Source organism: Enterococcus pallens ATCC BAA-351 (assembly GCF_000407485.1).
Taxonomy (GTDB): domain Bacteria; phylum Bacillota; class Bacilli; order Lactobacillales; family Enterococcaceae; genus Enterococcus_A; species Enterococcus_A pallens.
The window spans coordinates 26622-47431 of the sequence record NZ_ASWD01000008.1; the positions used below are offsets into that span (position 1 = coordinate 26622).

Here is a 20810-nt window from a genome sequence, read left to right on the forward strand (position 1 = left end):
ATTTGGAAGATCGAAGAGAAAATATCCATGATGTCAATCTAACCAGTGAAATGCGAGAATCCTTCATTGACTATGCCATGAGTGTTATCGTGGCTCGGGCTTTGCCTGACGTTCGTGATGGCTTGAAACCTGTTCACCGAAGAATTTTATATGGAATGAATGAGCTGGGGGTAACTCCTGATAAACCACATAAGAAATCTGCTCGTATCGTAGGGGATGTAATGGGTAAATACCATCCTCATGGTGATAGTGCGATTTATGAGTCAATGGTTCGGATGGCGCAGCCATTTAGTTATCGTAATATGCTGGTAGACGGCCACGGAAACTTTGGTTCAGTGGATGGCGATGGTGCTGCGGCAATGCGTTATACTGAAGCGAGATTAAGTAAAATTGCAATGGAAATGCTGCGGGATATTAATAAAGACACTGTAGATTACCATGGCAACTACGATGATAGTGAGCAAGAACCAGATGTTTTACCAGCTCGGTTTCCCAACCTGCTGGTTAACGGTGCTACAGGTATTGCGGTGGGGATGGCTACCAATATCCCTCCTCACAACTTAAGAGAAGTAATTGATGCAATTGGTCTATTAATGGAAAATCCCGATGTGACAACGCAAGAATTAATGGAGGTTCTTCCTGGACCAGACTTTCCTACAGGCGGTTTGGTCATGGGGAAATCAGGAATTCGGCGAGCGTATGAAACCGGAAAAGGCTCAATTACTGTTCGGGCTAAAATTGAAATAGAAGAACAAAAAAATGGGAAAGAACGCATTATTGTAACTGAGTTGCCATATATGGTGAACAAGGCGAAATTAATTGAGCGTATTTCCGAACTGCATAGAGACAAGCGAATTGAAGGGATCACTGATTTGCGGGATGAAACTTCTCGTGAAGGAATGCGTGTAGTAATTGAGGTCCGTCGAGATGTTAGTGCATCAGTAATCTTGAATAATTTGTATAAATTAACCTCATTGCAAACTTCTTTCAGCTTTAATATGTTGGCAATCGAAAATGGAGTTCCGCGGATTCTGAATTTGAAACAAATTTTAGAAAACTACGTAGCTCACCAAAAAATTGTCATCACTAGACGAACTAAGTTTGAAAAACGTAAAGCCGAAGCTCGTGCGCATATTTTGGAAGGTTTACGGATTGCACTGGATCATATTGATGAAATTATTGCAATCATTCGTGGGTCTGAATCAGATGAAGTAGCGAAAAATACGTTGATCGAACGCTTTGAATTGTCTGATCGGCAGGCACAAGCAATTTTAGATATGCGTCTGCGCCGTCTAACCGGCTTAGAACGCGAGAAAATCGAAAATGAATACCAAGAGCTGCTGAAGTATATCGAGGACTTAGAAGACATTCTAGCGCGTCCTGAGCGGGTGATCGAAATTATCCGAACTGAATTAGAAGAAGTAGCTGCTAAGTTTGGTGATCCTCGTCGTACAGAACTATTAGTAGGAGAGGTATTAAGTCTAGAAGATGAAGATTTAATTGAGGAAGAGGATATTGTTATTACCTTAACTAATAACGGCTATATTAAGCGAGTAGTCTCTAGTGAGTTTAGAGCCCAACGTCGCGGTGGTCGTGGAGTTCAAGGGATGGGTATCCACGATGATGACTTTGTTAAGAACCTTATTTCATGTTCTACGCATGATACGTTGCTTTTCTTTACGAACACAGGTCGAGTTTATCGGGCGAAAGGCTATGAAATTCCCGAATATGGGCGAACAGCTAAGGGAATTCCGATTATCAATCTGTTAGGCATTGATTCCAGTGAAACTATTCAAGCGGTTATTGCGGTTACTGGTGAGGCCTCTGATGGACAATTCTTATTCTTTGTGACGAAAAATGGAATTGTTAAACGGACAACTGTAACGGCATTTTCAAATATCCGCAGCAATGGCCTAATCGCTATCGGTTTGAAGGAAAATGACGAATTGGTTAATGTTCTCTTTACTGAGGGTGAAGAAACGATTATCTTAGGAACTCATAACGGTTATTCCGTTACTTTTGCTGAAGAGGCTGTCCGTGATATGGGACGTACAGCTAGTGGTGTACGTGGTGTACGTTTACGAGAAGATGATTACGTCATTGGATCTGCAGTGCTTAAGGACGATCAAGAAGTATTAGTGATCACCGAAAAAGGCTATGGCAAACGCACTAAAGCGGCTGACTATCCGGTGAAGGGTCGCGGTGGTAAAGGAATCAAGACAGCTAACATTACGGATAAAAATGGTCAGCTTGCAGGTTTAGCAACGGTTAATGGGGATGAAGATATCTTGTTGATTACTGACAAGGGTGTCATTATCCGCTTTAACGTGGCAAGTGTTTCTCAAACTGGTCGTGCTACCTTAGGTGTTCGTCTAATGAAGATGGAAGAAAATACCAAGGTCGTGACAATGGCGGTTGTTGAAAATGAAGCTGAAGAAGCCGAAGAAGAAGCAGCTGAAAATGTAGAAACGAATACAGAAGAAAAAAGCGAATAAATTTTGAAAGACTGAGATTTTTCTCAGTCTTTTTTGCGTAATTTATAGTAAGTAACAAAGAGACTTAAAGAAACATTTGATTTTTGCTGGACGATTATGTATAATGAATATTTGTGAGTAGTCTATATTTTTTTAGATCGCTCTCCTTGCTCTTAGTAAACTGAGAGCCTTATAGTCCATAGGGAGGTGAAAAATCAATGGAAAATACGAAGTATGAAATCACATACATCATTCGTCCAAACATTGATGAAGAAGCAAAATCTGCTTTAGTAGAACGTTTCGATACAATCTTGAAAGATAATGGTGCAGAAATTATCGATTCAAAAGATTGGGAAAAACGCCGTTTCGCATATGAAATGAACGGTTTCCGTGAAGGTGTCTACCATATCGTCAATGCTACTGCTCCAGCATCAGCCGGCGCAATCAACGAATTTGATCGTCTAGCAAAAATCAACGACGATATCATTCGTCACATGATCGTAAAGATTGAGGAGTAATTGTTTCACGTGAAACAATTGACGAGAAAGGAGCTGGCTTTACTTGATTAACAATGTTGTATTAGTTGGTCGCTTAACAAAAGATCCAGATTTACGTTATACTGCAAGTGGTACTGCAGTTGCTACTTTTACTTTGGCGGTAAATCGTAATTTTACTAACCAAAGTGGAAATCGCGAGGCAGATTTTATCAATTGTGTGATTTGGCGTAAATCAGCAGAAACACTAGCAAACTATGCCCGAAAAGGTACTCTATTAGGTGTTACTGGACGCATTCAGACACGTAATTATGAAAACCAACAAGGACAAAGAGTATATGTTACAGAAGTAGTAGCGGATAACTTCCAACTACTTGAATCACGTAATGCAAGTGAACAGCGTCAACAGAGTCCTAACTTTGATGGCGGTGGAACGCAAGGATCCAATAATAGCTTTAACAACAACTTTGAACAATCTTCGCCGTCAGCTAAAAACACGATGCCTGACTTCGATCGTGATTCAGATCCATTCAGTGGGTCTTCGATCGACATTTCAGATGATGATTTACCATTCTAACAATTGATTGGAGGGAAACGGAATGGCTCAACAAAGAAGAGGTCGTAAACGTCGCAAAGTAGATTACATTGCAGCAAATCATATTGAATATATTGATTATAAAGATATCGAATTACTGAAACGATTCATCAGTGAACGTGGTAAAATTTTACCTCGTCGTGTAACAGGTACAAGCGCTAAAAACCAACGCAAAATTACTGTAGCGGTTAAACGTGCACGTATTATGGGATTATTACCATTTGTTTCAGAAGACTAAACTATTTAAAGACTTCCTTGTGAAGTCTTTTTTTGTTTCACGTGAAACATCTAAGGATTCGCTCACTGGCAGTGATTGTGATAGAATAAAGTCTGTCAGGAGGAAGATGGATGAAAAAGAACACGAAATTTACGTTGTCTCTTTTTTTCTTTTTTTTATTGTTGCTGATTCAACTAATGGCAATCTTTTTCTTGCCCCTTAATTATGTATCTGCTGCGATTGTTGTGTTTATTGATTTGCTACTATTGGTACAAATTGTACTACAGCATCGACGTTTACAAATCAGCAACCACCAGAAAATTATGCAGGCTTCTAGAGTTGCCGAGAAAGCACTGGATTATGTATCTGAGGATATGCCAGTGGGGGTAATATCTTGGGGAACGGATTATCAATTTATTTGGATGAATCCTTATATAACGGATAAGGTAAAGGAGCTTTCATTAGCTGACCAGCAAGACATGATTAATGAGTTAATTCAACGGGATGAAAGAGGAAAAAACGTTTATAAGATTAAAGATACCTTGTATCATTTCCAATTGAATAAAGAAAAGCAATTGGTTTATTTGATTGATATTACTAAAGAAGTGGAATTAGAAACGAAAGAACAGAACTTGCAAGCAGCTGTAGGTCTTTTATCCGTTGACAACTATGATGATGTAATTGACCGAAGAGATGACAAGGAAATCTCTTATTTGAATTCATTTATCACCACGGTTATTTCCGATTGGATGGATTCTTATCAGATTTTTTATAAGCGAATCAATGCGGAACGTTTTTTCTTTTTAGCACGGTATGAAGATTTAGAAGCTATGATTGACAATAACTTTGATTTGCTGGAGAAGATACGTGCGGCGGCAGAAAAAGAGGGGATTCTAATTACGGTTAGTATGGGAATCAGCTACGGGAATCAGTCGTTGGAAGTAATTGGAGATACGGCACAGAATAATCTAGACATCGCCTTAGTTCGAGGTGGAGATCAGGTAGTAGTGAAAGACGCTGAGGAAAATGCTAAACCCGTATTCTACGGTGGAAATTCAACTAGTGCAGCGAAGCGGACTCGCGTACGTTCCCGGGCGATGTCGACTGCCTTGAGGAATGTTTTCAATGAGACGGGAAATGTGTATGTGATGGGGCATCGTTTCCCAGATATGGATGCTATTGGAGCTTCGTTTGGAGTTTCATGTTTGGCTCGATTTCATAATAAATCAGTTCGTGTAGTTATTGATGAGCAAGAGACTATTCCTGATGTGGATCGTTGTTTGGAAGAGATTCATAAAGATGGGGAATTAGAGGACTTGTTGATTTCACCGTCGGAAGCGATGAAGCAGCGAAAGACAGGAGATTTGCTGGTGATGGTGGACTATCACCGTCCCTCTCTTTCGATTTCTCAAGATCTGTATGAACAATTTGATAATGTGGTAATTATTGATCATCATCGCCGAGGAGAAGAATTTCCTAGCAAGCCGTTATTAACGTATATTGAATCATCAGCTTCATCGGCTTCTGAGCTAGTTGCTGAATTAATTCAATTTGAAAGCAAAGACGATCGTCAAATGACTAAAATGGAAGCAACTTTATTACTAGCAGGAATAACGGTAGACACGAAGAATTTTTCTATTCGCACGACAGCGCGCACTTTTGATGTTGCCAGCTATTTGAAGACTTGTGGAGCGGATGCTTCTTTAGTACAATATATTTTAAGTACGGACATTCAGTCTTACCTTGAGATTAGTCAGCTGGTAGGAGAAAGTGAGTATGTTCGTGAAGATATTGTTGTAACTGCAGGAAGTGAGACAAAAAAATACGATAGTGTCACTGCAGCAAAGACTGCAGATACCTTATTGTCTATGGTAAACATAAATGCTTCCTTTGTTATTATTAGACGCACAGATGATGTAATAGCTATTAGCGCCCGTAGCACTGGGACGATTAATGTCCAAAGAATTATGGAGGCTATGGGTGGCGGTGGTCATTTTACGAATGCCGCAGTTCAATTGGAGGATACATCAGTTGCTGAAGCTAGAGAAAAGCTGTTAGCAACTATTAATGAACAATTGTCGGGAGGAGAAGACGAATGAAAGTAATTTTCTTGGAAGATGTAAAAGGAAAAGGCAAAAAAGGGGAAGTGAAAGAAGTCCCTACAGGGTATGCACAAAACTATCTGCTTAAGAATAATTTGGCTAAAGAAGCCAACAAAAGCAGTATCTCGGCATTGTCTGCTCAAAAGAAAGCTCAAGCAAAACACGATGCTGAAGTATTAGCTGAAGCAGAAAAGTTGAAGGAATTTTTAGCAAAAGAAGATACGGTAGTAGAATTGAAAGCTAAAGCTGGTGAAGACGGCCGCTTGTTTGGCTCAATCCCTTCAAAACAAATTGCTGAAGGTTTGAAAAAGCAATATGATTTAAAATTAGACAAACGTAAAATTGAATTAGATAATCCGATTCGAACATTAGGTTACACTAAAGTTCCTGTAAAGCTTCATACTGAAGTAAGCGGCATTATCAAAGTTCATGTAAGTGAGGAATAAACACGAGGCTGAGACAATTTGTCTCAGCCTTTATTGTATTTCTTAGGTTTATTTTGTAAAATAGGTGGACGAAGAATTTTAGGAGCGAAAAGCATGAGTGAAATGTTACAAGATCGGATCCCGCCACAAAGTGTTGAGGCAGAACAAGCAACATTAGGCTCGATATTTTTAGATACAGATGCGTTGATTACGGCAATGGAATTTATCCAACCGGAGGATTTCTATCGCCGCAGCCATCAAGTAATTTTCCAAACAATGATTAAGTTAAACGACCGTAACGAGGCGATTGACGTTGTGACGGTCAAGGAGCTGTTAGAGCAGGAACATCTGCTGGAAGATGCTGGCGGCTTAAGCTATTTATCTGAGCTGGCCTTAAGCGTCCCAACTGCGGCTAACGTCGGGTATTATGCGAAGATTGTGGAAGAGAAATCTTTGCTGCGCAATTTGATTCAAGCAGCGACTAATATTGTAACTGAGGGTTTTGAACAAGGAGACGATGTTCAAACCATTTTAGATGCAGCTGAGCGCAGCATTATGGAGGTTTCAGAGCGGCGGAATAAGAGCGGCTTTTTGTCGATTGCTGAAGTATTAAATACCGCAATCGAGAATATTGATCAGCTTGCTCGGAATGATGAAGAGATTACTGGTATTCCTACAGGCTATGCCGCCTTGGATAAGATGACTGCCGGATTGCAGGCAGAAGAGTTAATTATATTAGCGGCTCGTCCTGCGGTAGGGAAGACGGCATTTGCTTTGAATATTGCCCAAAATATTGGAACGAAGACAGATCGTTCAGTTGCTATTTTCAGTTTGGAAATGGGGGCTGAATCGCTGGTGAATCGGATGCTTTGTGCAGAAGGATCTATTGAAGCCAGTCATTTAAGAACGGGTCAGTTATCAGAAGAAGAATGGCAAAATTTGATTGTAGCGATGGGCAGCTTGTCTAGAGCAAATATTTTTATTGATGATACACCGGGGATTAAAATATCGGAAATACGGGCAAAATGTCATAAGCTGGCAAAAGAAAAAGGCAACTTAGGATTAATCCTAATTGACTATCTGCAGCTGATTGAGGGAACCGGGCGTGAGAATCGCCAACAAGAGGTTTCGGAAATTTCCCGACAATTGAAAAAGCTGGCTAAAGAATTAAAAGTACCTATTATTGCTTTATCACAGCTTTCTCGGGGTGTGGAGCAGCGTCAAGATAAACGTCCAGTACTAAGTGATATTCGTGAATCCGGTTCGATTGAGCAGGATGCAGATATTGTGGCTTTCTTATATCGTGATGACTACTACGAGCGTGAGGGCGACGAAGAAGCGGATACGAGTGCCAACCGCAACGTGATTGAGGTAATTATTGAAAAGAACCGGAGTGGGGCTCGTGGTACCGTAGAGCTGCTGTTCATCAAAGAGTACAATAAGTTTTCTTCACTTTCGCCAAGAGAAGAATTTTAAAGCGCCTGTTATGCGACAGGTGCTTTATTTTTTATGTTCTTCCAACTCTTGGGATAAATGATCCAATTCAGTCTGTTTTTGCGAAAGAATTTTCTGGTCTTCGCGGATTAAGGCGCGTATTTCAGATTTAGTAGGTTGGAAAAGAGTATTGATTCCAACTGCGATTAAGGTTCCAATAAAGGTGTCGATGATTCGGCTGAGAGCAAACCCAAAGGACTCGCCATAAGAGACACTCAGAGAAATAAGAATAGTAGCGGAGATGGCAGGAACTATTCCGCTGTGTTCATGCAGCAGTTCACAGACCAGTACCACTAAAATAATGAAAAACGGCAGTAGAAAGATTTCGATGTCAAAATTAGCATGATCGATTTTTGTAATAAAAAAATAGAGAAGTGCCATCGTACCGCCGATTATATTTCCGGCAACAGTGTTTTTACCAGTTTTAATTGTGGTATGCAGGTCGCTAGTCATCAAAGGAGCTACTGCAGATAAAGAGGCTGCTATGGGAGCGCCGCGATCGCTAAAATGAAAGATGAGAATACATAATGCGACAGAAACAGCAATCTTTACTGCGCGTATAAGGGTATATTTGTGAATGATTTTCATTGCTTCTACCTCCTCATGTTATTGTGACAAGGTTAAGAAAAATTGGCAAGTAAAGCCCTTTATCAAGATTAATGTTCGTGATTTGACAATAAAAAACAAAATGAGAATTTGAATATTCGAATTTAGATTGAAAAACAGTTGGTTTATTGGTACAATGGTTCAGGATTAAAAAAATTAAAACGAGGTGTTCAGATGTCATCTGTAGTAGTGGTAGGAACGCAATGGGGCGATGAAGGAAAAGGAAAGATTACTGATTTCTTAAGTGAAAATGCTGAAGTCATTGCTCGCTATCAAGGTGGAGACAACGCAGGACATACCATCAAATTTGATAATGAAACATACAAATTGCACTTGATTCCTTCTGGTATTTTCTATAAAGAAAAAATCAGCGTAATCGGTAATGGTGTGGTAGTCAATCCAAAATCTTTAGTTGAGGAGTTGGCTTACTTACATGAACGAGGCGTAACTACGGAAAATTTACGTATTTCTGACCGTGCTCATGTGATTTTGCCTTACCATATCCAATTGGATCAATTGCAAGAAGATGCTAAGGGCGAAAATAAAATTGGTACAACAATTAAAGGAATCGGGCCAGCTTATATGGATAAGGCTGCTCGTGTGGGCATTCGAATTGCTGATCTTTTAGACAAAGAGATTTTTGAGGATCGTTTAACCATTAACTTAGAAGAGAAAAACCGTCAGTTCGTGAAGATGTTTGATTCTGAGCCGATCGATTTCGATTCTATTTTTGAAGAGTACTATGAATATGGTCAACAAATCAAACAATATGTAACAGATACTTCAGTCATCCTGAATGATGCACTTGATCAAGGCAAACGTGTTCTTTTCGAAGGCGCGCAAGGAGTTATGCTGGATATCGACCAAGGAACGTATCCTTTTGTTACGTCCTCCAATCCAGTGGCTGGTGGGGTAACTATCGGAAGCGGTGTAGGACCAGCGAAAATCGACAAGGTTGTGGGTGTATGTAAAGCTTATACCTCTCGTGTTGGTGATGGGCCATTCCCAACTGAATTATTCGATGAAGTTGGTGATCAAATTCGTGAGGTTGGCCGTGAATACGGAACAACAACCGGACGGCCTAGACGTGTTGGCTGGTTTGATTCAGTGGTGATGCGTCATTCTAAACGAGTGTCAGGGATTACCAATCTATCTTTGAATTCGATTGATGTGTTGAGCGGACTAGATACTGTAAAAATTTGTACCGCTTATGAGCTGGATGGTGAGCTAATTTATCATTATCCTGCAAGCTTGAAGGAATTGAACCGCTGCAAGCCTGTCTATGAAGAGCTGCCAGGCTGGAGCGAAGATATTACCGGCTGCCGCGATTTAGCTGATTTGCCAGAAAATGCTCGTAATTATGTTCGTCGTGTTTCAGAATTAGTTGGTGTTCGTATCTCTACTTTCTCTGTAGGACCTGATCGTACACAAACTAACATTCTGGAAAGTGTTTGGGCACAAATTTAAGGGTTCTATTGGAACAAACAATCAGTTATTTAGTATAATAAAGCTTACTAAAGGTGTTAGGAGGATAAATGATGTATCAGATTCTAACCGATTCCTGTTGTGATGTTCCTTATAAGCTGTTAAAGGATTTAAATGTTGAGTTTATTTCGATGTATATTGATATTAATGGACAAGAAATCGCGGATGACTTAGGGAAAAGCTTTGATATTAATGCCTTTTATCAAGAGATTGCAGAAGGTGCATTGCCTACAACTTCTCAAGTGAATGTAGGTCGGTATACTGAATTTTTTAAGCAGTATGCGAAACAAAATATTCCTGTGCTGTACATCTGCTTTTCATCAGGATTAAGCGGTTCTTACCAAAGTGCTCTACAGGCCGTGGAGATTGTTAAAGAGGATTTTCCCGAGGCTGAAATTCATGTGTTTGATTCTTTGGCTGCTAGTGGTGGAGAAGGGCTGATGGTCTACGAAGCTGCCAAAAAGCAGCAAGCAGGCATGACTCTATCAGAATTGCTGGCATGGCTAGAAGAAAATCGTTTAACGTACCAGCATTGGGTAACGGTTAATGATTTGAATCATTTGCAGCGGGGTGGAAGGATTTCCAAAACGAGTGCAGCAATTGGCGGCTTGATGAATATCAAACCAATTATTGATGTGGATCCACAAGGAAAGCTGCGAACGCTAGAAAAAATTCGTGGACGTAAAAAAGCTTTGCAGCATATTGCTGATAAAATTGTTGAGAATACGGATACTCCTAGCGAGCAGGTTATTTTCATCAATACTAGCGGTGATTATGATAGTGCCGAGGAAGTGAAACACCTGATTGAGGAACAAATTCAGCCCAAAGCGATTGAAATTTTCCCATTAGGTCCAACAATTTCCAGCCATACGGGACTGGGTTGCATTGCGGTGTTCACTAGAGGTCCAATTCGAAAATAGTTCACGTTAGCTTCACAAATGACTTGATTATTCAGGTGTTTGTGAAGCTTTTTCTGTGTCTGAAAACTCGCGAATAATTTGACTGAGTTGATTGCGATAGGCTGTTTGCAGGACATTGTCTCGTTGAACCAAAGAAATTAAAAAATCCGGCTGCGGCTGGTCTTCAATTGGAATGCTGACTAGATGATCTTCAGCGTTAATTGCCAACTCAACTAAAAAACCGATGCCCACTTGTTCACGGATCATTCCTTTTAAGATATTCAGATTACTGCTTTGGTAAATAATTTTTGGTTCAAAATGAGCCTGCTGACTAAATTTCTCAAAAGCAATCGGATGAACGTAGTGCTCATTTAACAAAACAAAGGACTCATGCTCCAGCTCACTGAAGGAAATACTTTTGCGTTGAGCCAACGGGTGCTCAGGACTAACCACAATAGTAAAATTCTTTTTAACCAAAAGCTCACTGTAAAGCTCAGGATCACGAATTGGTTCTGTGGAGCCTAGCAAAGCCATATCAATTTTTCCTCGTTTCAGCAGCATATATAAATCCTTCGAGCCACCATCAATTAAATTCACGTGCTCCATCAAATTATTTTTGAATAAAAATGAGGAAAGCTTAGGGAAGTAATAATTGCCAATAATTGGCGGTAGACCAAATTCTAAGGTTTCTTCCTTCAAACGATCAATTTCTCGAATGGCTACAGAGAGTTCTTTTAGCATCGTGCTGATATGTTTTGACAAGATCATGCCAGCTTTGGTGATAATCACGGAGCGATGAGACTGGTCTCGCAGAATCAATTCCGTACCTAGCTCCTGTTCTAACCGCTTCACGGCATAGGTGACTGTTGGCTGGCTAACATGGAAGGCTTTAGCAACTTTAGTGAAGCTCTTGTCGTGAACTAAACGTTGAAAGTACTCTAAGTCTTTAAGATTCATCATAAACTCCTTTAGTCAATCCTAAACTTTTTGTCATATAAGTATTATTTATCATAATCCTAATTTTTGACTATGACAAGTCAGAGGGTGTACCTTGTTAATGTAATTAATAAGGATGCCGCTTCGAATCAGTTATTGTTAAGTCAAAAGTCGAAACAACATAGGATACAAACTACAAGGAGGAATTTAATTATGAAAGGAATCGAAATTTTAAACAATCCGTTTTTGAATAAAGGAACAGCCTTTACAAAAGAGGAAAGAAAACAATATGGCTTAGAAGGCATGCTGCCTTCACAAGTACAAACTTTAGAACAACAAGCTGTCCAAGCTTATGGACAATATTTAAGCAAAACCTCAAATCTTGAAAAACGTATTTTCTTGATGAATATTTTCAATACAAATCGTACTTTGTTCTACAAATTGATGGGACAACACGTAGTAGAATTTATGCCAATTGTCTATGATCCAACAGTGGCAGATTCTATCGAACAATACAATGAATTGTTTGTTCAACCTCAAGATGCTGCTTTCTTGTCAATTGATGATCCAGAAGCAATTAAAGCAAGTTTGCAAAATGCAGCTGCTGGCCGCGACATTCGTTTGATCGTTGCAACAGATGCTGAAGGGATTTTAGGTATTGGCGACTGGGGTGTCAATGGTGTCGATATCGCGATTGGTAAATTGATGGTTTATACAGCAGCTGCTGGGATTGACCCATCTCAAGTATTGCCTGTATCGATTGATGCTGGTACGAATAACCAAGAATTAATCAATGATCCATTGTATTTAGGCAATCGTCATGAACGTGTAACGGGTGATCGCTACTATGATTTCATCGATCAATTTGTTAATGCAACCCAAGAATTATTCCCTAAAGTATTGCTTCACTGGGAAGACTTTGGCCGTTCAAATGCAGCGAATATTTTGGAAAAATACGAAGATAAAATCACCACCTTTAATGATGACATTCAAGGAACAGGAATTGTGGTACTAGCTGGTGTATTGGGTGCATTGAATATTTCAGGTGAAGATTTAACTAAACAAACCGTAATGACCTTTGGTGCTGGGACTGCCGGTGTCGGCATTGCCAACCAATTGCTAGATGAAATGACTCGCCAAGGTTTGTCAAAGGAAGAAGCACGTAAACATTTTTATATGGTAGACAAACAAGGTGTTTTGTTTGAAGATACCGAAGAGTTAACCAATGGACAAAAACCATTCACTCGTCAACGCAGTGAATTTGATAATGCGGATGAGTTAACCAACTTAACAGCAGCGGTTAAAGCTATTCACCCAACGATTATCATTGGAACATCGACTCAACCAGGTGCTTTCACTGAAGAAATCGTGAAGGAAATTGCGGCTCATACCGAACGTCCAATCATTTTCCCATTGTCTAACCCAACTAAGCTGGCAGAAGCAACTGCGGAAGATTTAATTAAATGGACAGATGGTAAAGCTTTAATTGGTACGGGTATTCCAGCAGCAGATGTGGAATATAATGGTGTAACTTACCAAATTGGCCAAGCAAATAATGCGTTAATGTATCCAGGATTAGGACTTGGTATTATTGCTTCAACTGCTTCTCGCGTAAATGGCGAAATGTTGTCACAAGCTAGTCACGCACTAGGCGGCATTGTTGATACAACGAAACCAGGTGCTGCAGTATTACCGCCAGTATCTAAGTTGACTGAGTTCTCACATACTATTGCTGAAGTAGTGGGACAAAGCGCATTGGATCAAAAATTAAACAAAGAAGAAATCAAAGATATTAAACAAGCAGTCGAAGACATGAAATGGTACCCAGAATACCACTCACTAGATGCTGAATAATTATAAGAGGGGGAACCAAAGATGATCTTCTTTCAATCGATTCAAAGTGTCATTAGTATTATTTTGATGATTGCTTTGGGGTATATCTTGAAAGGCCAGGGATGGTTTGACGAAAAATTTGGCGGCAGTATTTCATCGTTAATTACGAAGGTTGCTTTGCCAGCTTCGATTTTCGTTTCAGTTTTGAAAAATTTGACAAAGGAAACACTGTTTCAATTGTCTGGTAGTTTGATTTATCCAGTCGGCGGGGTAATTATTTCTTATATCATTGCGTATTTATTAGTGAAGATATTGAAAATCCGCCCAGGCCGTCGCGGAATTTTTATGAATGCAGTAGTAAATGCTAATACGATCTTTATTGGCTTGCCACTAAATATTGCATTGTTTGGCGAAAAAGCGTTGCCTTACTTCTTGGTTTACTATGTTACCAATACAGTTTCAACTTGGGCCTTTGGTGTATTCTTAATCTCTAACGATGATCCAACTAAGGTGAAAGGGGAAACCAAAGCCAAACTAAACTGGAAGAAATTGCTGCCACCACCATTACTTGGTTTTATTGTAGCGATTGTTTTCTTACTAGTCGGTATTCCAGTACCAACCTTTATTAACTCTACGTTGACTTATGTTGGGAACATTGTTACGCCATTGTCACTGATCTACATTGGGATCGTTTTGTACGATGCAGGTCTTAAGAGTATTCGCTTTGACCGCGATACTATAGTTGCTTTGCTGGGTCGATTCATTTTGGCACCAGCAGTTCTAATTGGTTTATTAGTTGTTGGTCAAAATGTCTTTGGAGCTAACCTAGATACTTTGCTGCAACAAACCTTAGTTGTTCAATCAGCAACTCCAATGTTGGCTGTTTTGCCTATCTTGGCTAATGAAGCACATGGCGATGTTAAATATGCAACCAACCTTGTTACAACAAGTACGCTGCTATTCGTGATTGTTGTACCTATCTTGATGCAGCTTGTACAATTTATTTAATAAGAAAAAAAGGGAAAGCTCAAGGCGAGCTTTCCTTTTTAGTTACCTGTAAACAGGTGTTTTAGTTTTTCTTGTACATCTTTGTTTTCCAAGAATTCGTCGTATGTTGTTTCGCTGCGATCAACTACGCCGTTCTCAGAAATAGCAATGATGCGGTTAGCAATGGTTTGAATGAATTGATGGTCATGAGAGGCAAACAGCATTGCGCCTTTATAAGCCACCAAGCCTTCATTTAGAGCTGAAATAGATTCTAGGTCCAAATGATTGGTTGGATCATCCAAGACTAAGACGTTCGCTTTTGACAGCATCAGCTTAGACAGCATGCAACGGACCTTCTCGCCACCAGAAAGTACATTAACAGGTTTCATTACTTCGTCACCTGAGAACAGCATACGTCCTAAGAAGCTGCGTAGGAAGGTGTTGTCGTCTTCTTCTTTGCTGGCATATTGACGCAGCCAATCCAAAATTGGCAATTCGCTGTCGAATTCTTTGCTGGTGTCTTTTGGCAAATAGGCTTGACTAGTAGTGACACCCCAGCGAACTGTTCCAGTATCTGGTTTTAGATCGCCCATAATTACGCGGAACAATGTTGTAGTAACAATATCATTTTCAGCAATGAAGGCTGTTTTGTCTTCGCGATTCAAGATGAAGGAAATATCATCCAGAATTTTCTTGCCATCAATCGTCACACTAACGTTTTCCACCTGCAGCAAGTCATTGCCGATTTCGCGATCCGGTTTGAATTGCACGAATGGGTAACGACGTGAAGAAGGCTGAATATCATCCAAAGTGATTTTATCCAACATTTTCTTCCGAGAAGTTGCTTGCTTTGATTTTGATGCATTGGCACTAAAGCGAGCAATAAAGTCTTGCAGCTCTTTGATTTTTTCTTCTTTTTTAGCATTTGAATCAGATTTTAGTTTTGCTGCCAATTGGCTGGATTCTAACCAGAAATCGTAGTTGCCGACATACAATTGAATTTTACCAAAATCAAGATCGGCCATGTGGGTACACACTTTGTTTAAGAAGTGGCGGTCATGGGAGACAACGATAACTGTGTTTTCAAAATCAATCAGGAACTCTTCCAGCCAGTTAATTGATTGAATATCTAATCCATTGGTAGGCTCATCTAGCAGTAGGACATCGGGTTTGCCGAAGAGTGATTGTGCCAACAGGACTTTGATCTTTTGACCGGCTGTTAATTCACTCATTTTTTGCTGATGCAATTCTTCTGGAATATTTAGGCCTTGCAGTAAAACAGCTGCTTCAGGTTCAGCCTCCCAGCCGCCTAATTCAGCAAATTCGCCTTCCAGCTCAGCTGCTCGAATGCCATCCTCGTCGGAAAAATCTTCCTTCATATAAACGGCATCTTTTTCTTTCATCACTTGATACAAACGTTCATGGCCCATAATGACGGTTTCAATTACTGGATAATCTTCATAGTCAAAATGATTTTGCTTCAGCACAGCTAAGCGTTCATTAGGGCCTAAGATGATTGAACCAGTAGACGGTTGGATTTCACCAGACAAAATTTTCAAAAAGGTCGACTTGCCGGCACCGTTCGCACCGATCAATCCGTAACAGTTGCCAGGGGTAAATTTGATATTTACATCATCAAATAGTTTACGGTCAGAAAATTGTAAACTAACATCACTTACAGTAATCAATAGTATTCCTCACTTTTCTTTATTGGCGTAAGCCTCTTTTGCATTATAACGAGGGGTTAAGGAAGTTTCAAGTTAATAACTGTTAATTTACTTGTGTTTTAAAATACGTTAGACTTAGATGGGAAGGAGTGAGGGTGAAATGATTGGGATAATTGTCGTTGCGCATGATCATTTAGCAGAAGGCTTGGTAGAGACAGCACAAGCAATTATGGGACCACAACAATATGTAGATACCATCGCTGTGGAGGCTCAAACGGAGAATCTCCAAGAGGTGTTTAATCATAAAGCGCAAAAAATGTTAGAGCAAGTCGATGAAATTGTTTGGCTGATCGATATTTTTGGTGGGACACCATTTCGCTATGCAAGCCAATGTGTCGTCAACCACGAAAACCAGCATTTAGTAACCGGTATGAATCTCCCCATGCTGCTGCAGGCATTGACTAACCGTAACTTGCCAGCTAAGAAGTTAACTAAGCAGCTAGAAGATGAAAGTAAGGAAGCCATTCGGCGGATATAAAGGTCTTGGAGCGTGCCAAGTTTTACTGATATGAAAAACTACAAACATGAATTTATTTTTCCGCTAGCAGGAAGAATAAATTCATGTTTTTTTATGTGGGAAAAATAGGGATGATAAAGGAATTTGGTCCACTGCAATCCAAGGATTTACAATTATTAAATGCACCTCATTCGAGCACAAAAGAGTATTTAAGTGAAAAAAATAAAATAAATAGCGTTTACAAGCTCGTTATTGCGTGATATACTCATTTACGAGTAGAAGTGAGTTAGAAAATGTGCTCGAATATGAGGAGGTTAAGGAATGACTGTGTTACTTGAGTCAAGAGTATTAAGTTTAGTGAAGCCTGAGGTAATCCAAGAGGTTACTAAAGAAAGAGAAGTTAAAGAGGGTTGGGTAGCCATCGAACCTACATATGCTAGTATCTGCCATGCAGATTTAAGATATTTTGCAGGCTTGCGGCGACCAGAAGCGTTGGCTAAGAAACTTCCGATGGCTTTATTGCATGAAGGAATTGGAGTAGTAAAAGCATCCGGTTCTCCAGATTTTGCAAAAGGAGACCGTGTGGTAGTGGTACCTAATATTCCGGGAACGATCCTTCACCCGGAGATAGAACAAAAAGCAGAGGTTCCGCCTAACTATTCGAAGGGCAATGCCTTTTTAGGCAGCGGCTACGATGGTTTAGCACAAAGTGTCTTAGTTCACCCGGCAGAGTGCTTAGTTCGAATACCGGATGAAATTCCAGCAGAAATTGCGGTATTGTCTGAATTGTCTTCTGTTTCTCATCATGCAATTAGTCATGTGAAGGATAAGCTGGTAAAAGAGGATACCCGCGTTGCTTTATTCGGTGATGGACCTGTAGGCTACTTTACGTCAGTGATGTTGAGATATTTATATGGTGTAAAGGCTGATCGTTTCATGGTATTTGGTGCTGCGGAGGATAAGCTGGCAAACTTTGATTTTGCACGGACTGCGAATGTTTTAAGCTATGATTTTGAAAATGAACCAGAGAAATTTGATGTCGTGATTGAGTGTACCGGCGGTCGTTTCAGCGAAAGTGCAATTAACCAAGCGATTATGATTGCTGATTCATTAGCAGACATCATTTTTATGGGAGTAACTGAGGACTTAGTACCGATTAATACCCGTGATATTTTAGAAAAAGGGATTACAGTTCACGGCAGCAGCCGCTCATCTACAGTTGATTTTGCAGCAGTGGTTGAAGGAATGAGAAACGCGGAATATCGAGCAGCGTTGAAAAAAATCTTACCGCAGCAAATTACGGAAATTTCAAACGGTGAAGATTTTAGCCGAATGATGGAAAAATTTGTTGAAAATCCAGGCTGGAATAAAACAGTGATGCATTTTAATTGGCAGGCATAAACAGAAAGGCGGGAAATGATGGCAGGAATTTTATTAGTAACACATGGAGAAATGGCTAACGGAATTATGGACAGCTTAAGTCTGATTATGGGTGAGCAGGAAAATTATCTGACACTAGGCTTAAAGCATGGCGATGACATCGGCGAATTTAATGAGCAAATTCAAAAGGGGATTGTTCAATTAGATCGAGGCAACGGTGTGCTGGTAATAGTGGATCTGTTTTCTGCCAGTCCTTACAATCAGGCAGCTATGTGTTTTAGTCAGTTGCAAGGCGCTCATCAATATCGCTTGGTTTCTGGTGTGAATCTGCCGATGGTTGTGGAAGCCTTTAATCAGCGACTGATTGGTTCCGATTTGGAAACAATGTACCAGGCAGCTATGCAGACTGGACGAGAAGGAATTAAAGAGTTTTTTGAAGAGATGGAAAAAATTAATCAGAGGAGCGTTTAAAAATGGGAGAAATTGTATTAGCAAGAATCGATGATCGTTTAATTCATGGACAGGTAATGACTGCCTGGCTGCAGTTTACTGGAGGCAATCATATCGTGATTGTAGATGATGCCACAGCAGGGGATGAATTTACCAAATCCATCATGTCAATGGCGGTTCCCAACGGCATTAAGCTTTCTATTTTAGGGATTGCCGATGGTTCTGCTTTGTTAAAAGATATTCCCGCTAATGAAAAGGTCATTATTTTAGCCAAAGAGCCGCAAACTTATCTGCAGCTGATTGAAAATGGTGTAAAGCTGGATGAAGTTATTATCGGTGGTATGGGTGCTAGAAAAGACCGCAAGAGCTTCTACAAAAATATTTCAGCGACGGAAGAAGAAAAAGAAACCTTCAGAAAAATTATTGCAAACGGTGTCAAAATGAAAATCCATGTGATTCCTGATCAAGGCTCACAAGCAATTGATAATCTATTATAAGAAGGAAGTGGAAAAATGAAAATCAGCTTAATCCAAGCGATTTTAATCGGTGTTGTTTATTATTTGGGTATTAATGGAACGCCTTGGCTTTCGCTTGTCGGCACACACGGCTGGATGCGGCCTTTAGTCAATGGAACGGTAGTAGGACTTATTTTAGGTGATCCAGTTCAAGGGTGTATCATTGGTGCGGCAATCAACCTGCCTTATTTAGCATTTATCTCGGCTGGAGGAACTGTAGCAATGGACCCAGCCTTGGCGGGAACCTTAGGAACGGCTTTGGCAATGGCTGCTAATGTTGAACCTTCTGTTGCGACGACGCTTGCTGTGCCGTTAGGGTTGTTAGGTACGTTGGTATGGGTAGCCCATATGACCGTGGATATTACATTTGTCCATATGGCAGATAAAGCAGCAGAAGAAGGAAATATTGATCGAATCAACTGGCTGCATATTGTTCCACCGCAATTGTTCTTATTATTGATTACAGTTGTACCTGTCGCTGCCGCTGCATACTTAGGTGCGGATGCTGTAGAAGGTGTTGTCGATGCCTTGGGTGGTAAACCACTAGCTGTCTTGTCGGCGATTGGCGGAATCTTGCCTGCGTTAGGGATTGCCATGAACTTGCGGGCAATGAACGGTAAAGGAACCCTGTTGTTCTTTATACTTGGCTTCATGTTGGCAGTTTACTCAGGCTTGCCAGCGGTTCCGATTGCTATCTTTGCTATAGTAATTGGTTATGTGTTTACTGAGTTGTATCTAAAGGATAAAAATGGAGGTATGGCTTGATGGAACAAACCACAGTGGAACAACCAAAATTACTATCTAAAAAAGATGTGGTCAAAGCCTTTTGGCGTTGGACCTTCTTCTCTCATGCTAACTACAATTACGAGCGCCTGCAGGCAACTGGTGTTGTTCATGCCTTCAGCCCTATTTTGAAAAAATTATATGGTAAAGACGAAGATGAAATGAAGGCGGCCTTGGACCGACACATGCAATTCTTCAATACAGAGCCTTCCTTTGGCGGACCAGTTTTATCCATGGTTATTGCGATGGAGGAAGAGCGGGCCAGCGGTGCTGAAATCAATGACCAAACGATCAACGGCTTGAAGACTGGGCTGATGGGACCTTTGGCTGGGATTGGCGATACCTTATGGCAAGGAACTTTAATCCCGATCTTGCTTTCCTTTACTTTACCATTTGGTGCTCAAGGAAATATTATTATGGGACCTGTGCTTTTCTTTGCTCTACATTGGATCATTATGACGGTATTGGCTTACTTCTTATGGATCCAAGGCTATGAACAAGGAAAAGAAGGGATTCAAAAACTGATGGCTGGCGGCCGACTGTCTTATATTATGACCCTTTCGCAAACTTTGGGAGCAATAGTCATCGGCTCACTGGCAGCTAATTTTGTCAAACTTGCTACGCCGCTGCAGGTTCATTTAAGTGGGAAAGAATCATTGTCCATTCAAACAGACGTACTGGACAGCTTAGTAAAAGGGATTTTGCCGTTAGGTGTAACCCTATTAACTTACTACCTGTTAAAGGTTAAAAAATATACACCAACTAAAGTTTTAGTGATTCAAATTATTGGTGGTGCGATCTTGGCAGCCTTGGGCTTGGTGGTTAATTCCCTATAGTCTTAGTATTTAGTTGTCAATGAGCAGGGAACAGAGAAATATAGGAAAAGAACGCTTCAAGCAATTCATATAATGTCCCTACGTAAATAGGAAAAACTACTTGAGTCGGCAGATA

Annotated in this window: 20 protein-coding genes; 17 read left to right on the forward strand and 3 right to left on the reverse strand. The window is 40.3% G+C overall.

The window, feature by feature from the left end; translation table 11 throughout:
* Nucleotides 1-2: 2 nt before the first annotated feature.
* From gyrA to dnaB, 7 genes are all read left to right on the forward strand, one after another.
* A complete protein-coding gene (gene gyrA / locus I588_RS25100) occupies nucleotides 3-2495 on the forward strand; it encodes a DNA gyrase subunit A (protein WP_010758758.1) in 2493 nt (830 codons plus the stop codon).
* A gap of 197 nt (nucleotides 2496-2692) precedes the next feature.
* The gene (gene rpsF, locus I588_RS25105) at nucleotides 2693-2992 is read left to right on the forward strand and encodes a 30S ribosomal protein S6 (RefSeq protein WP_010758757.1); all 300 of its coding nucleotides are present in this window, start codon (nucleotides 2693-2695) and stop codon (nucleotides 2990-2992) included.
* 43 nt (nucleotides 2993-3035) lie between these two features.
* Entirely contained in the window at nucleotides 3036-3545 is a 510-nt protein-coding gene (ssb, locus tag I588_RS25110; RefSeq protein WP_010758756.1) for a single-stranded DNA-binding protein, read from the forward strand.
* A 22-nt stretch (nucleotides 3546-3567) separates the two neighbouring features.
* On the forward strand, nucleotides 3568-3801 hold the full coding sequence (gene rpsR / locus I588_RS25115; protein WP_010758755.1) for a 30S ribosomal protein S18: 234 nt from the start codon (nucleotides 3568-3570) through the stop codon (nucleotides 3799-3801).
* 110 nt (nucleotides 3802-3911) lie between these two features.
* On the forward strand, nucleotides 3912-5879 hold the full coding sequence (locus I588_RS25120; protein WP_010758754.1) for a DHH family phosphoesterase: 1968 nt from the start codon (nucleotides 3912-3914) through the stop codon (nucleotides 5877-5879).
* On the forward strand, nucleotides 5876-6328 hold the full coding sequence (gene rplI / locus I588_RS25125) for a 50S ribosomal protein L9 (protein ID WP_010758753.1): 453 nt from the start codon (nucleotides 5876-5878) through the stop codon (nucleotides 6326-6328). Before I588_RS25120 ends, rplI begins: the two co-directional genes overlap by 4 nt.
* 93 nt (nucleotides 6329-6421) lie before the next feature.
* A complete protein-coding gene (dnaB, locus tag I588_RS25130) occupies nucleotides 6422-7783 on the forward strand; it encodes a replicative DNA helicase (RefSeq protein ID WP_010758752.1) in 1362 nt (453 codons plus the stop codon).
* A 24-nt stretch (nucleotides 7784-7807) separates the two neighbouring features.
* Here dnaB and I588_RS25135 read toward each other — a convergent pair whose 3' ends face one another.
* On the reverse strand, nucleotides 7808-8389 hold the full coding sequence (locus I588_RS25135) for an FUSC family protein (protein ID WP_010758751.1): 582 nt from the start codon (nucleotides 8387-8389) through the stop codon (nucleotides 7808-7810).
* Nucleotides 8390-8581: 192 nt separating this feature from the next.
* On the opposite strand from I588_RS25135, the gene I588_RS25140 reads away from it, so the two are divergent.
* Nucleotides 8582-9874: an adenylosuccinate synthase gene (locus tag I588_RS25140; RefSeq protein ID WP_010758750.1), complete on the forward strand. Its 1293-nt coding sequence runs from the start codon at nucleotides 8582-8584 to the stop codon at nucleotides 9872-9874.
* A gap of 71 nt (nucleotides 9875-9945) precedes the next feature.
* A complete protein-coding gene (locus I588_RS25145; RefSeq protein WP_010758749.1) occupies nucleotides 9946-10812 on the forward strand; it encodes a DegV family protein in 867 nt (288 codons plus the stop codon).
* 27 nt (nucleotides 10813-10839) lie between these two features.
* On the opposite strand, the gene I588_RS25150 is transcribed toward I588_RS25145, so the two are convergent.
* A complete protein-coding gene (locus I588_RS25150) occupies nucleotides 10840-11748 on the reverse strand; it encodes a LysR family transcriptional regulator (RefSeq protein ID WP_010758748.1) in 909 nt (302 codons plus the stop codon).
* A 72-nt stretch (nucleotides 11749-11820) separates the two neighbouring features.
* On the opposite strand from I588_RS25150, the gene I588_RS25155 reads away from it, so the two are divergent.
* A complete protein-coding gene (locus I588_RS25155) occupies nucleotides 11821-13581 on the forward strand; it encodes a malolactic enzyme (protein WP_211219418.1) in 1761 nt (586 codons plus the stop codon).
* A 21-nt stretch (nucleotides 13582-13602) separates the two neighbouring features.
* Nucleotides 13603-14568 carry an AEC family transporter gene (locus I588_RS25160; RefSeq protein WP_010758746.1) on the forward strand — a complete coding sequence of 322 codons (966 nt, stop codon included), beginning with the start codon at nucleotides 13603-13605 and terminating at the stop codon, nucleotides 14566-14568.
* 38 nt (nucleotides 14569-14606) lie between these two features.
* Here I588_RS25160 and I588_RS25165 read toward each other — a convergent pair whose 3' ends face one another.
* Nucleotides 14607-16235, reverse strand: a complete 1629-nt coding sequence (locus tag I588_RS25165) for an ABC-F family ATP-binding cassette domain-containing protein (protein ID WP_010758745.1) — start codon at nucleotides 16233-16235, stop codon at nucleotides 14607-14609.
* 139 nt (nucleotides 16236-16374) lie between these two features.
* Between I588_RS25165 and I588_RS25170 the strand changes: the two genes are divergently transcribed.
* The 6 genes from I588_RS25170 (at nucleotide 16375) to I588_RS25195 (ending at nucleotide 20695) form a co-directional block, all read left to right on the forward strand.
* Complete coding sequence (locus tag I588_RS25170; RefSeq protein WP_010758744.1) at nucleotides 16375-16752, forward strand: PTS sugar transporter subunit IIA; 378 nt, start codon at nucleotides 16375-16377, stop codon at nucleotides 16750-16752.
* 300 nt (nucleotides 16753-17052) lie between these two features.
* A complete protein-coding gene (locus I588_RS25175; protein ID WP_010758742.1) occupies nucleotides 17053-18132 on the forward strand; it encodes an alcohol dehydrogenase catalytic domain-containing protein in 1080 nt (359 codons plus the stop codon).
* 18 nt (nucleotides 18133-18150) lie between these two features.
* Nucleotides 18151-18582, forward strand: a complete 432-nt coding sequence (locus I588_RS25180; RefSeq protein WP_010758741.1) for a PTS sugar transporter subunit IIA — start codon at nucleotides 18151-18153, stop codon at nucleotides 18580-18582.
* 2 nt (nucleotides 18583-18584) lie between these two features.
* Nucleotides 18585-19058 (forward strand): PTS sugar transporter subunit IIB, encoded by a 474-nt coding sequence (locus tag I588_RS25185; RefSeq protein ID WP_010758740.1) that lies wholly within the window; start codon nucleotides 18585-18587, stop codon nucleotides 19056-19058.
* Between the two features lie 15 nt (nucleotides 19059-19073).
* Nucleotides 19074-19841 (forward strand): PTS mannose/fructose/sorbose/N-acetylgalactosamine transporter subunit IIC, encoded by a 768-nt coding sequence (locus I588_RS25190; RefSeq protein ID WP_010758739.1) that lies wholly within the window; start codon nucleotides 19074-19076, stop codon nucleotides 19839-19841.
* Entirely contained in the window at nucleotides 19841-20695 is an 855-nt protein-coding gene (locus I588_RS25195; protein WP_010758738.1) for a PTS system mannose/fructose/sorbose family transporter subunit IID, read from the forward strand. The genes I588_RS25190 and I588_RS25195 overlap by 1 nt, the downstream gene beginning before the upstream one ends.
* Nucleotides 20696-20810: the final 115 nt, after the last annotated feature.